The organism is Actinokineospora auranticolor (assembly GCF_002934265.1).
Taxonomy (GTDB): domain Bacteria; phylum Actinomycetota; class Actinomycetes; order Mycobacteriales; family Pseudonocardiaceae; genus Actinokineospora; species Actinokineospora auranticolor.
Genome location: NZ_PTIX01000001.1, coordinates 46,308 through 58,779, shown reverse-complemented (window position 1 = coordinate 58,779; position 12,472 = coordinate 46,308). Strand labels below are relative to the sequence as shown.

General features: G+C 71.7%; 14 protein-coding genes. 5 read left to right on the top strand and 9 right to left on the bottom strand.

What is annotated here, in order from left to right; translation table 11 throughout:
* The first annotated feature begins 94 nt into the window (after positions 1 to 94).
* Complete coding sequence (locus CLV40_RS00285; protein ID WP_104475746.1) at positions 95 to 1,180, top strand: carboxylate-amine ligase; 1,086 nt, start codon at positions 95 to 97, stop codon at positions 1,178 to 1,180.
* Here CLV40_RS00285 and CLV40_RS00280 read toward each other — a convergent pair.
* From CLV40_RS00280 to CLV40_RS00270, 3 genes are all read right to left on the bottom strand, one after another.
* Positions 1,166 to 3,922 (bottom strand): tetratricopeptide repeat protein, encoded by a 2,757-nt coding sequence (locus CLV40_RS00280; RefSeq protein ID WP_146107862.1) that lies wholly within the window; start codon positions 3,920 to 3,922, stop codon positions 1,166 to 1,168. The two genes, CLV40_RS00285 and CLV40_RS00280, sit on opposite strands and share 15 nt — an antisense overlap.
* 74 nt (positions 3,923 to 3,996) lie before the next feature.
* Positions 3,997 to 4,389: a hypothetical protein gene (locus CLV40_RS00275; protein ID WP_104475744.1), complete on the bottom strand. Its 393-nt coding sequence runs from the start codon at positions 4,387 to 4,389 to the stop codon at positions 3,997 to 3,999.
* A 43-nt stretch (positions 4,390 to 4,432) separates the two neighbouring features.
* Positions 4,433 to 5,095: a suppressor of fused domain protein gene (locus tag CLV40_RS00270; protein ID WP_104476680.1), complete on the bottom strand. Its 663-nt coding sequence runs from the start codon at positions 5,093 to 5,095 to the stop codon at positions 4,433 to 4,435.
* A 156-nt stretch (positions 5,096 to 5,251) separates the two neighbouring features.
* On the opposite strand from CLV40_RS00270, the gene CLV40_RS00265 reads away from it, so the two are divergent.
* Positions 5,252 to 6,058, top strand: coding sequence for an exonuclease/endonuclease/phosphatase family protein (locus tag CLV40_RS00265; RefSeq protein WP_104475742.1), 807 nt, complete (start codon positions 5,252 to 5,254; stop codon positions 6,056 to 6,058).
* A gap of 4 nt (positions 6,059 to 6,062) precedes the next feature.
* Here the strand turns inward: CLV40_RS00265 and CLV40_RS00260 are convergent, their stop codons facing one another.
* On the bottom strand, positions 6,063 to 8,003 hold the full coding sequence (locus tag CLV40_RS00260) for a SpoIIE family protein phosphatase (RefSeq protein ID WP_104475740.1): 1,941 nt from the start codon (positions 8,001 to 8,003) through the stop codon (positions 6,063 to 6,065).
* A 109-nt stretch (positions 8,004 to 8,112) separates the two neighbouring features.
* Between CLV40_RS00260 and CLV40_RS37635 the strand changes: the two genes are divergently transcribed.
* Positions 8,113 to 8,289: a hypothetical protein gene (locus CLV40_RS37635; protein WP_181043235.1), complete on the top strand. Its 177-nt coding sequence runs from the start codon at positions 8,113 to 8,115 to the stop codon at positions 8,287 to 8,289.
* A gap of 69 nt (positions 8,290 to 8,358) precedes the next feature.
* Here the strand turns inward: CLV40_RS37635 and CLV40_RS00250 are convergent, their stop codons facing one another.
* The 3 genes from CLV40_RS00250 to CLV40_RS00240 are packed head-to-tail and all read right to left on the bottom strand — an operon-like array spanning position 8,359 to position 9,569.
* Positions 8,359 to 8,709 (bottom strand): DUF3618 domain-containing protein, encoded by a 351-nt coding sequence (locus CLV40_RS00250; protein WP_104475736.1) that lies wholly within the window; start codon positions 8,707 to 8,709, stop codon positions 8,359 to 8,361.
* A complete protein-coding gene (locus tag CLV40_RS00245; RefSeq protein ID WP_104475735.1) occupies positions 8,706 to 9,101 on the bottom strand; it encodes a phage holin family protein in 396 nt (131 codons plus the stop codon). Before CLV40_RS00245 ends, CLV40_RS00250 begins: the two co-directional genes overlap by 4 nt.
* Positions 9,102 to 9,146: 45 nt before the next feature.
* A complete protein-coding gene (locus CLV40_RS00240; RefSeq protein WP_104475733.1) occupies positions 9,147 to 9,569 on the bottom strand; it encodes a CBS domain-containing protein in 423 nt (140 codons plus the stop codon).
* A 106-nt stretch (positions 9,570 to 9,675) separates the two neighbouring features.
* On the opposite strand from CLV40_RS00240, the gene CLV40_RS00235 reads away from it, so the two are divergent.
* Both CLV40_RS00235 and CLV40_RS00230 read left to right on the top strand, forming a co-directional pair.
* Complete coding sequence (locus tag CLV40_RS00235; RefSeq protein ID WP_146107860.1) at positions 9,676 to 10,146, top strand: ATP-binding protein; 471 nt, start codon at positions 9,676 to 9,678, stop codon at positions 10,144 to 10,146.
* An 11-nt stretch (positions 10,147 to 10,157) separates the two neighbouring features.
* On the top strand, positions 10,158 to 10,952 hold the full coding sequence (locus tag CLV40_RS00230) for a SigB/SigF/SigG family RNA polymerase sigma factor (protein WP_181043295.1): 795 nt from the start codon (positions 10,158 to 10,160) through the stop codon (positions 10,950 to 10,952).
* Here the strand turns inward: CLV40_RS00230 and CLV40_RS00225 are convergent.
* Positions 10,949 to 11,764, bottom strand: a complete 816-nt coding sequence (locus tag CLV40_RS00225; protein WP_245930889.1) for a hypothetical protein — start codon at positions 11,762 to 11,764, stop codon at positions 10,949 to 10,951. The two genes, CLV40_RS00230 and CLV40_RS00225, sit on opposite strands and share 4 nt — an antisense overlap.
* A 9-nt stretch (positions 11,765 to 11,773) precedes the next feature.
* The gene (locus tag CLV40_RS00220; protein WP_104475729.1) at positions 11,774 to 12,445 is read right to left on the bottom strand and encodes a hypothetical protein; all 672 of its coding nucleotides are present in this window, start codon (positions 12,443 to 12,445) and stop codon (positions 11,774 to 11,776) included.
* Positions 12,446 to 12,472: the final 27 nt, after the last annotated feature.

Here is a 12,472-nt window from a genome sequence, read left to right as displayed (position 1 = left end):
ACTATGTCACCGGGTGAGCGGGCGCGGGGATGGGTACTTCTGCCTTCGAGACGGGGCCATTCGGCCGCTGACCAGTACGTTTCGAGGAGCGGCTTTGGCTGAGCAGGATTACACAGTCGGTGTGGAAGAGGAATTCTTCTTGGTGGACGCGGACGGCGACCTGGTCGACCAAGGCCCCGAGGCGGTGGCGGGTATCACGGACGTCGACCTGAAGCCGGAGCTGCTGCGCTGCCAGGTCGAGTCGGCGACGGGTGTGCTGCGGCACGCCGAGGAGATCCGCGGCGAGCTGGCGGCGCTGCGCGCCCGGCTGGCGGACGCGGCGGCGGAGCGGGACGCGGTGCTGATCGCGGCGGGCACCGTGCCGCACGCGCAGCGCGACATCTCGGAGATCGGCCCGGGCACCCGCTACCACCGGATCGCCCGGCACGTGGGGCCGTTCATCTTCGCGGACCTGACCTGCGGGTGCCACGTGCACGTGGGCGTCGAAGACCGAGCAGCCGGACTGCGGGTCGCGAACCACCTGCGGCCGTGGCTGCCGGCGCTGCTGGCGGTGAGCGGCAACTCGGCGTTCCAGGGCGGCGTGGACACGGGCTACGCGTCGACCCGGCACGTGCTGTGGGGCCGGTGGCCGTCGGCGGGCCCGCCGCCCTATGTGGACTCGGTCGAGGAGTACGAGGACATCGTGGGTCGGCTGCTGGAGGTGGGGGCGGCGATGGACCGGAAGATGGTGTATTGGGACGTGCGGCCGTCGGAGGCGCAGCCGACGGTGGAGGTGCGGGTCGCGGACGTGCTGGGCACGGTCGAGGAGGCGGCCCTGCTGGCGGTGCTGGTGCGGTGCCTGGTCGCGGAGGCGGTGGAGTCGCCGGACCCGGCGCCGCGGGTACCGGGCACGGTGATCAGCGCGGCGCAGTGGCGGGCGGCGAAGGACGGGCTGGTGGCGTCGGTGCCGGACCCGCGCACGGGGACGCTGCGGGAGGCGATGGCGGTGGTCCGGGATCTGGTGGACCGGCACTCGGCGTCGTTGAAGGCGTCCGGGGAGCTGCCGTTCGTGGAGGAGACGCTGAGCTTCCTGACGCACAACGGAGACGGGGCTCACCGGCAGCGGGAAGCGTTCCACCGCACGGGAAGCGTGGACGGGGTGCTGAGGATGCTGGCCCGACAGACCTCAGGCGCGACCTGACCTGAGCACGGAGATGTAGTGGCGGGTGCCGATGCTGGTCGGGTGATCGGCGCCCAAGACGCGCTCCTCCTCGGGGAGCAGGGCTTCGAAATCGGCCAGCGCGCCCGCGAGGTCGCCACACTGGGCGCGTTGGTACGCGAGGTCGTCGCGCACCATCAGGGTCTGCGGGTCGTCGGCGCCGAACACCGCGACGAAATCCAGCAACAACGCCCCGATCGCGGCGTGCTTCGCTTTCGCGTCGCCGCTGCCGAGCCGGATGAGGTGGTGGCGGGTCGACAGGGTCTGGGGGTGGTCGTGTCCCAGCCCCTGTCGCTGGTCTGGCAGCAGGGCTTCGAAATCGGCGAGCGCACCCGCGGTGTCCCCGCTCGCCTGCCGCCACACCGCGAGGTGGTAGCGGGTCGCCGAGGTCTCGGGGTGGTCCGGACCCAGCACCCGCGCCTGATCGGCGGCGAGGGCTCGGGCCTCGGCCAGCGCACTCACCGGGTCCCCGGACTCGAATCGCCAGGTGGCGGCGGCCCGCCGGAGGCTGAGGGTCAGCTTGTCGTCGGGCCCCACCAGCCGGTGCCTGCCCGCCACCACCGCGTCGAGGTCATCCAGCGCGCCGATCGCGTCACCGGCGCGGTGGCGCAGCACGGCGACACCGAGTCTGCACTCGACGGTGTGCAGGTGGCCGGGCCCCAGGATCCGCTCGCGGTCGGCCAGCAGCGCGCGGTAGGCGGTCAACGCGCCATGGAGGTCACCGCTCTGACCGCGCCAGTAGGCGAGGTTCTCGCGGTCGTGCAGCGTGGCGGGGTGGTCCGGCGGGAACAGGCGCAGGCGATCAGCCACCAGCACCTCGAACTCGGCCACGGCACCGGCGGGATCACCTGCCCCGCCGCGGTAGCCCGCGGCGTTGGCGCGGGCGAGGAGAACGTCCGGGTGGTCCGGCCCGAAGACCCGCTGTAGGTCGGTCAGCAACTCGAGACCGTCGACCAAGGCGCCCGCGCTGTCGCCCGAGGCGTCGCGGAAGTAGGCGAGGCGGTGGCGGGTACCGAGGGTATCGGGGTGGTCGACGCCCAGAACGCGTTCGCGGACGCCCAGGACAGCTCTGAGTTCGGCCAACGCGCCCGCGACATCCCCTGTGACGCCCCGGAGGTGGGCGATGTTGGCTCGGTTGGTCAGCGTCTCGCGGTCGTCGGGTGGCAGCATTCGCTCCTGGTCCGCCAACAACGCCCGCAGTTCACCGGACGCGCCTTTGGCGTCACCCGCCTCACCCACCCAGCGAGCGATGTCACCGCGCACGGCCAAGGCGGTGCGCTCGTCGGGATCCAGCTCCGCCAGCAGGGCCCGGCAATCCCGCGCCGCGCCGGTCGCGTCGCCGGTGTGGCCGCGGATGTCGGCGAGGAAGTAGCGAACCGGCCAGCAGTCGGCGGCGTCGAGTTCGAGGACCCTGGTGCCGTAGTCGAGCAGGGCGGTGAAGTGGTCGCGCGCGGCGGTGAACTGCCCAGCGTTCTTCCAGCTGCGGCCCGCGAGGATCAGCGCGTCGTGCGGTTTCGGTGTCCACAGTGGATTCGGGTGGGCCTGTTCGGCGTTGCGGCCGAGCGCGGTCGCGTTGTGGCGCAGCGCGTCCGCGAGGGCGGCGTCGGTTTCCACGTCCGGCCAGATCTCGCACAGCGCCTCGGCGGCGGTCTCGATCTCGGCGTCCGGCGGGCCAGCTTCGCGGGTGGCGCGTTGCACGAGCGCGTGCAGGCAGATGGCGACCCCGGCGGCGGCCGGGTGGGTGTCGATCGAGAGCAGGTTCAGCCGGGCCAGGCCGTGGGCGGCGTCGTGGACCTGGGTCTTGTCGGCTCCCAGGTACTCGTGCAGGGTCGGCGAAGTGAGGAGTTGCAGCGGGATGCCCGCCGGGTCGAGGAACGACAGCAGGCGCATGAGCGGGAGGGCCAAGCCGACGGGTCGACGTTCGTTGGCTCGGGCGATGGACAGGGTCCAGGTGGTGGCGACGACGCGGTCGTGGTCGTCGGGGAACAGGTCAGGCAGGCGGGAGTGGTGGGCGCGGAAGCGGTCGAGGTAGTCGGCGCAGGTGATGCCGAGGTCGACCAGGTAGGCGCCCGCGTGGGCGACGGCGAGCGGGAGGTGGCCGAGTTCGGTGACCAGGTCGTCGGCGCCGTCGAGGAGGTGGGGGTGGTCCTCCAGCCAAGAGGCCAGGCACGCGCGGGCCTGGTCGTGGGTGAAGAGGTCGACCTCGACGATGTCCCGACCGTCGGCGCGCCAAGCGGAGCCGCGATCGCGGGTGGTGACGATGACGCGACCGCTGGGGATGAGCCCGTGCACGTCGGCAGGCGCGGCGACGTCGTCGAGGACGATCAGGTGGGGGTGGTCGTCGAGCCAGCCCAGGTACCAGCGGACGGCGTCGTCCACGCTCCGCTCGACCCCGCTGACCCGCGCGGCGAGATCGGCGTAGGCGGCCTTCACCTGGTCCCGCGACCCCGCGATGATCCAAACGGGCTCGATCCCCTCGGCCCGCGCCCGGTGCGCGGCGTCGGCGGCGATCTGGGTCTTGCCCGCCCCGCCCATGCCGACCAGGATCGTGCAGCCGTCACCCAAGGGCAGGTCGCGCGCCTGGAACGCGGCGGCGCGCAGCGGGAGTTGGTCGTACCGGTGGGGACCGGACGGCGCGGCGGCGTGCAGGTGGACGCCCCCGTGGATCGCGCCGGCCATGACGGCCTGGCCCACGTCGCCGATCAGGTGGTTGCGGCTCTCCACTCCCCCATGATCGCCCGAGGGTCAAGGGTTCCCTTGGGCGGCGCGGAATTCCCCACCGCCGGGGAGTTCGAAGGTCACCTGCCCTCCCGCAGCGCCTCCGCCACCGAGCCACCCGCTTCGTCGGCGGAACGCCCGTCTCGTTCGGCTTCGGTGCGCAGGGGTTGGTGGGGTTCGGGTGGGGCGGGGTCGTCGAGGTCGTCCGTGCGGGTGTCGATGCGGTCGTCGACCTCGCGCAAGGGGGTGTCCGGGCCCGGGCTGTCATCCGGGGCCACGTCCGGCTCCTCCTCCGCCAGGCGCTGGTCCAGGGTCTCGCCCGCCCGCTGCTCGGCGACCGTCATGCCGAACCGGTCGGCCTCGGCCCACCGCTCCGGGGGTTCCACGCCTTCCTCCAGGGGGTCGACCCGGAGGTTGTCCTCGTCGAGGGCCTCGGCCTGGCTCAGGTCCGCGGGATAGCCGTCGGTGCTCATGGGCGGGTGCTACCCGGGCAGGTGAGCCGACAAACCAGACAGGCTAGTCGAGCAGCGAGGGGCGGTCCGGGTCGAGCAGTTCGGTGACGCCGCCCTCGTCCAGCACCTCGACGAGGGCCTGGGTGCCGCGGTCGACCTTCAACGCCACCTCGGCGGGGTGCAACGGGACCAAGGCCAGCAGGTCGATCGCGGTGCCGTCCCCCACGTGGATGACCCTCGCCTCGGGGGCGACCGTGACCATCGGTGCGACGACGACCCCGGCGAACGGGGTGTCGGGCGTGTACGGCTCGCCGTTGGGCAGGGAGTGCCACTCGCCGACCCACGTGCCGTACTCGTGCGGCAGCCGCGCGACCTGCTTGAGGACCCGCACCGGCCAGTCCTCCGGGGACGGTGACCACGCGGCGGGGACGGTGGTCATGACCTCCGCGAACGGGTTCACCCCGTCGGGGACGGTCATGGGGCGGCCGCTCATGCCCGCGGTGACCAGGCTCCGGTACGGCCGGTCCGCGGTCGGCCCGGTGACCAGCACGTGCGCCTCGACCAGGTGCGACACGAACTCGTGCAGCACGTACTCGACCGGCCCCAGGTACCGCTCGACGTGCCGCTCGATCGCGTCGGCCGCCGCCGAGGACAGCCCCGCCGCGGGCACGAACCCGTCGTGCCGCGACTCGTGCCGTTCGACTCCCGATCCGCGCGCCTCGTCCACGCCGACCACCCTAGTTGATCAAGGTCCGGGGCGTCGGGCGTTCGCGGAGGGTGGTGTCGACCGGCGGGAACGGGTGACGCGGGACGGGCCGGGTGGCTGACCTGGCGCACCGGGACGGCGGGCCAGCAGCATGGGCCCGAGAGGATCGGAGGCGCGATGAAGTCACGCAACCGGGCGGTTTCCGCGGTGCTGGCACTGTTCGTCGGGTTGGTGGCGGTGCCCGGTGTGGCGGCCGCGGACCCGACGGACTGGGGCACGACGGCCACCTTCAACACCTACGAGCGCAGCCTGTCCGACATCGGCAAGCTCATGAAGGACCACACGGTGGTCGCGCTGCAAGAGGTCAAGATCCCCTCGGGCAGGCCGTTCCGGAAGATCGACTGCGACACCGTGGACCCGGTGGGCACGCAGAAGCTGCCGGTGTACCGGTACAAGTACCAGCGCGAGTACTTCTACGTCACCATCCTCGACCAGCGGCGCAACACCGGCAAGCACCTGGGCATCGCCACCAAGGCCGACCCGGAACTGATCCCGCGCTGCGTGATCGTGCCCCCGAGCCGCAACGGCCGCCTCTTCCGCGCGGCGTTCGGGCTGAAGTTCAGCGAGGGGTTCATCTGGACCATGCACGCCACCCCCGGTCAAGACCAGTTCTCCCTGGAAGACGTGCGGACGAAGGTCACGCAGGTCAACACGCACAGCACGGCCGCCGACGGCACGCCCGTCCCGTGGCTGCTGCTGGGCGACATGAACATCGAGACCAGCGCCGTGCCCAGCCTCCCCGCAGGCGTGATCTACCGCAGCGGCCAGCCCACCCACAGCCGCTCCGAGCTCGACTGGGGAGTCGCTTCCGCCGCCCAACCCCCCGGGTACCGGGCCTGGCGCTGCGTGAAGATCGCCCAGTCCGACCACCACCCGGTCGAGTTCCACGACGGGGCCGAGCGAACCGCGTCCTGCAAGGGCTGACCGGCTACTCGGTGGGCGACATGGCCAACACCCGGTCCAGCCCGCTGGCGGACAGGGCCGCGGCGGCCGGGCTGGTCGGCGCGGCGACCATGCGCAGCGCACAGCCGGTGGCCCGCAGGTCGGCGACCTGCTCGAACAGCACCCGCAGGGCCGCGCTGGTGAGCAGTTCCACGCCGTCGAGCAGCAAGACGCAGGTGTGGACGCCGCTGCGGGCCGCCTCGCGCAGCGGCACCCGCAGGTCCTCGGCGTTGGACGAGTTGGCGATGCCGCTGATGGCGATGCGGACGGTCGAGTCCTCGAACCCGATCTTGACCTCCAGCGCGTGGGTGACCGGCGCGCGCGGGAGGACGTCGGCGTCGGGGAGCGGCACCGGGGGCCGGCGGACGGAGCGGCGCATCGTGACGGTGGTGCCGTCCTCGGCGGTGTCCACGTTGAGGTGGTCGCTGCACTCGCGCATCATCAGCATGCCCCGGCCCCGGTAGGGGCTGCGTTCGACGGGTTCGCGCCAGGTGCCCGCGTCGGAGACCGTGACCCGCACCCCGCCGACGCCGTCGAGTTCACCGAGGACGGTGACCGTCCCGCTGTGGTCGCGGTAGCCGTGCTCGATCGAGTTGGTGACCGCCTCGACCACGCACAGCGCGATGGCGTTCCGGTCGTCGCGGTGGGCGGAGAGCGCGTCGAGCCACGCGTTGAGTTCGCGGTGCAGCACGGCCAATTGCTCGGCCGTACCCGGCAGCGCCAGCGACAACCGCGGCCCCGGGCCCGCGAGCACCGTCGCGGCGAGGACGCTCACGTCGTCGCGTGAGGTCTCGTTATCCACCAACGACGCCAGGGCGGCGCATACCAGCGTCGGCAGCTCCCGGGGATCCACGTCCGGGTTTTCCGCCGCTACGCGGGAAACCCTGTCCGCCAGCAGGTCGCGGCTTTCGGTGAAGCCGCGGCCGGGGGCCTCCACCACGCCGTCGGAGTACAGGACGAGCGTTTCGCCTGTCGTGAGCGTGGTGTGCGCTATCGGCGAAGAGCCGTCCCCGAACGCCAACGGTGGCCCGATAGGACCGTCGAGGAATCCAGGCACGCCTTCGGCGTCCAACAACAACGGACGCGGGTGGCCGCGACTGCCGTGTTCCAGCACTCGCGTCAACCGGTCGAACACCGCCACGCAGACGGTGCTACCGCGCGCGTCAGGGCACAACGCGGCGAAAGCGTCCAATGCGGTCAAGACCTCTACTACGGCCCCACCGCGTACCAACCGTTCCGCCGCGACCGCGCGCAACTGCCCCATGACCCCGGACGCCGTCGGCCCGTGTCCCACGACGTCGCCGAGCACCAGCCCCACCCGGTCCCCCGGCATCGGCACCACGTCGTACCAGTCGCCGCCCGCGGTCAGCCACTCGCCCGCGGGCACGTACGCCGCGCCCAGCCCCAGGTCGGGCAGCAGCGGCAGCCCGGCGGGCAGCAGACCCCGCTGCAACCGCAGCGCCACGTCGCGTTCCACGGCGAGCCGCTGCCGGACGTCGGCGACCTCGGCCTCCGCGGCGCGGCGCTGCCGGACGGAGTCGGTGGCGTCGACGACGTGCGCGACGAGGACGTGGCTGCCGTCGGGCGCGGTGTGCCGCAGCACGCTGTAGGTGAAGTAGCCCTCGGCCGGGGCGCCGCCGCCGGTGAGGTCGACCTCGACGCGCCGTTCGAGGCCCAGCACGGGCTCGCCGGTGCGGGCGACCTGGTCGAGCAGGTCGAGCACGGGGTAGCCGTCGGCCTCGGGCACGGCCTGGCGGACCGGGGTACCGATCAGCCCCGGCCGGTCTCCGACGCTGGCCCTGGCCAGTCGGTTGGCCGCGACGACGCGGTGGTCCGGCCCGGCGAACATCCACATGATCGCCGGGGCGGTTTCGAAGGCGAGCGCCGCGGGGTCCATCTCGTGCAGTTGCCTGTCCCCCTCGCCCATCTCAGGGGCATCCGGCGATGGCCCAGGCGATAGCCTTCCCCGCGCGCCCGGCGGACGCAACATCGGCCGCCCGGGTGTGGCGGACCCGACCACGGGATACCTCACGCACGTGACCGACCCCAAGGACGACGCCGACATCACCGACGATCTCGACCGCAGCACCGCCCCGCTGGCGGACTACACCCGCAAACACACCCGCCACCCCATCCCGGTCGAGGCCGTCACCGCCGACGGCCTCGAGCAAGAGCCCGAAGATCCGGAACACTCCCCCACCGAGCAGGACTGACACCGGGGCGGTCGCGCGCCGACCGCCCCACTGTCCGTCATTCGCGCCACTACGACACGCGGTTTGGTATCACCGCGAACGCAGCCACACCACCAATCCGACCAACCCAGCCAACAACGCGGCCACGACGGCCACCGGCACCGGCTTGCGCCGGGCGAACGCGACGGCCTCACCGGCCCGCGCGCCCACCTGCTCGGTGAGGTCCTCCACCCGCTCCTTGGCCTCGTGAGCGCGCTCGGTCAGGGTGTCTTTCACCTGATCGGCCTTCTCCACGACGGCTCCCTTGACTTCGTCTGCCTTCTCCCCCACCCGCCTACCCACCTCGGTCTTGGCGGCCAGCGCGTCGACGGTCTCGGCCAACTCCTCGCGCGCTTCCTCGATCTCCTCGCGCAGCTCGGCGCGTTCGGACCTCCCGCTCATCGGTGGGCACTCTCCTTCACCGTCTCGACGTCTCGGCGGGTGCTGTCCATGGCCTGGCGCGGGATCGGCGGCGTGGCGCGGCCGAACCGGTTGGCGGCCACGACGCCCAGCAGCGCCGCGACCAGGAACAACGTTCCCGCCACGACCAGCGCGGACGCCCACACCGGCAGCACCACCGCCAGCCCGGCCACGGCGGCGGCGACCAGCGCGCCGACGCCGAACCAGGCGACGACCCCGGCCACCCCGCCCAGCGCGGCGCCGAGGCCCGCCTGCTTGCCCTTGTCCCGCAGTTCCGCCTTCGCCAGCGCCAGCTCGTCCCGCACCAGGCGCGAGACCTGTTCGCTGAGGCGGCTGACCAGTTCCCCGGTCGACAGCTCCCGTTGCTCGCTCATGCCCACCGGGTTACCCAGGTCCAAGCACGGTTACGCCATGGCGGCCTATCCGGCGGACGACAGCGCGCCGAGCAGTTCACCCACTCGGGGGGCGGGCAGGACGCGGGCGACGTCGGCCTGGGCGACGATGCCGATCAGCTCGTGGTTCGAGTCGAGGACCGGGAGCCGCCGGACGCCGTGGGAGGACATCTTCGACAGGACCTGGTCCACGTCGTCGTCGGCGTTGACGGTGATGACCGGGCCCTGGGCGAGTTCGCTGGCGTGCAAGGCGCGCGGGTCGTGGCCCTGGGCGATGACCTTGATCACGATGTCCCGGTCGGTGATCATGCCCTTGAGCCGGTTGTCCTGCCCGCACACCGGCAACGCGCCGACGTCGAGCGCCGCCATCATGCGGGCCGCCTCCAGGATCGTCTGCGAGCTGTCGACGCAGGTGACGTCGGAACTCATGATGTCGCGGGCCGTGGTCATGCGTGCCTCCCTCGAATCGGATGACTGACCGTCGTGGGCTACCCACCCCGGGCGACACCGCACACCACCCAGGTGTGGAATCCGCCCATCCGGGTACCCGCTGCCCATGACCAAGCCGCGAGACCACAACCGCGCCGTATCGCGGCCGCACCTGGCTGTGGAACGGGGTGTAACCATGGGCAACCGCGCGGGCGAGGCCGTGGAACTTCGGCTCGACGCGACGCTGGCGCAGCTGCCGCTCGTGCGGACCATGGCAGCGGCGGTGGCCATGCGCCAGGACTACGACATCGACTCCATCGCCGACCTGCGGCTGGTGGTCGACGAGGCGTGCGGACTGCTGCTGGCGCGGGCGCTGCCGTTCTCCACGCTGGTCGTGCAGTTCGACCCGACGCCGACCGAAGTGCGGGTGCGGTGCTCGGTGTCGGTGCTGAACGAGACGCCGCTGGCGCGGTCCGGACTGGGGTGGCGGTTGATCTCGACGCTGGTGGACACGGTCTCCACGGCGGTGTTCGACGGCGAGGTGTTCGCCGAACTCGTGATCGACCTGTGCATGGCGAGGAGGGCGGCGGTCGCGTGACCCAGCCACATCTGACCGACACGGCCCGGCGCGGTAACTCGAAGCGCAACGACAACAGCGACTACGGCCACCTGTTGCCGCTGTTCGACGACCTCGCCCGGCTCCCGGAGGGCCAGGCCCGGGCCCGCGTGCGCGAGGAGCTGGTGACCGGGTTCCTCCCGGTGGCGCAGCACATCGCGCAGCGCTTCGCCAACCGCGGCGAGCCCTACGACGACCTGCTGCAGGTCGCCACCCTCGGCCTGATCAACGCCGTGGACCGGTTCGACCCGGACCGCGGCAGCGACTTCCTGTCGTTCGCGGTACCGACGGTGATGGGCGAGGTGCGCAGGCACTTCCGCGACACCAGCTGGGCGATGCGGGTGCCGCGCAGGTTGAAGGAGCTGCACATGGCCGTGAACGCGGCCACCGGCGAGATGTCGCAGCGGCTGGGCCGGGCGCCGACGCCGTCGGAGCTGGCCAGGCACCTGGACATGCCGGTGGAGGACGTGTACTCGGGCCTGGAGGCGGGCGCGGTGTACCGGTCGCAGTCCCTGGACGAGATCATCGGCCCGGACGAGGACAACACGTCGGTCGGCGACCGGATCGGCGTGGAGGACAAGGCCCTGGCGGGCGTGGAGTACCACGAAACGCTCCAGCCGCTGCTGGCGAACCTGCCCGAACGCGAGCGCCGAATCCTGCTGCTGCGGTTCTACGGGAACCAGACGCAGACGCAGATCGCACAGCAGGTGGGGCTGTCGCAGATGCACGTGTCCCGGCTGCTCTCCAAGACCCTCGCGCAGCTGCGCGAGACGATGATGGAGGACTAGAGGCGGCGCAGGTAGGGCGGACCGGGATAAGGCTGCTGCGGGTAGGGCTGTTGCACCGGATACGGCTGCGGCGCCGAATACCGCGGTTGTGGCGGGTACACCGGTTGCTGCTGCTGCGGTCCCGGATGAGCGCGGTGCGGTTGAGCGCCCGGTTTCGGCTGTCCGAGGTGATACGGCAGCCACGGGACGAACTGCGCCAACCGCGCGAGGACCGCCAAGACACCCTCCGGGCCGGAGCCGGTGTCCACCGCGCTTTCCGTGTACACCAAGTCGGATCCGACCAGCGACCACGTGCCCAACTTCAACGCCATCACCGTCCCCACGAGTTGAGGTGTCAACAGCGCCGCCGCCACCGCCGGGTCTGTGTCGATCAAGCGGTGGCGCCTGTTGAACTTCGGGTCGTGGGTCTGCGGGCGCGGACACCTTTCCGGCCCACCCGGGTACCACTGGCGCTTCGACCACACCTGCGCGAACGGCATCACCACGGGCAGTGACACCACGAAAACCGACTCGACCTCGTACTGGTCGGTTTGCCGAACGGTGATCCCCACTGCCTTGTGGTTCACCACCGTGGGGCGCCGGAAGTACTGGAACGCGGTGAACTCCATGCCGCTCTCCACACCGGTGACCGCGCCATACACGTGGCGCATGTCCCCGCGCACGGTGAACGGCAGCACCGGCCACTGGTCCAGCAGCCACGGCGCATCCGGGTCGAACCGCCAGCCCCGCTGCGCGGCGAGCCCGACGCGCTGCTGGTTGACGACATCGAAGTTGAAGCGGCGGATGAACCTCATGTTGCGCTCGGAATCCACCGCCCGACCCTACGGGTTCAGCGCCACGTCATAGGGCAGATGCGCGAGGAAGGCGGTGAGCTTGCCCAGCACCTCGACGATCCGCTCCGGTGGCGTGCCGCCGTGCAGGGACGCCTCGGTGTAGACGAGGTCGTTGCCGATCAGCGCCCAGGTGCCCAGGTCCAGGGCCACCGCCGCGTTGACGACAGCCGGGGTCAGCACCCGCGCGGCCACGTCGGGGTCGGTGTCAACGAGCCGGTGTTGCTGGTTGAAGGCCGCGTGGTGGGTGGTCGGGCGGCCCAATTTCCAGCCGAGGAACCAGTAGCCGTTCTTCTTGGGCAGGACCTGCACGTGCGGCATCGGCGTCGGCAGGGAGACCACCCACACCGTGTCGGTGACGAAGTTCATCCAGCTCGACGCGAGCCACGACGGCGCCGTCGGCCCGCGCACCAGGTCGTGCTGGAAGTCGAACACGGTGAACTCGACGCCGCTCATCGCGCCGATCACGGCCCCGTAGCAGCGGTCGGCGTGCGCGGCGCGGTAGTGGCTCGACCAGCGGGCCACCACGGGCAGCACCGGCCAGCGGCCGAGCAGCCACTGGGCGTCGGGCGCGAACTCCCAACCCCAGTGGCCCGCGAGCGCCGCCCGCTTGGCATTGAACGGATTGTTGGCGCGCAGCGCAGCGTGCTCGTCCGATTCCATGCTCTCCTCCCCCGGGAACGGCGGGAA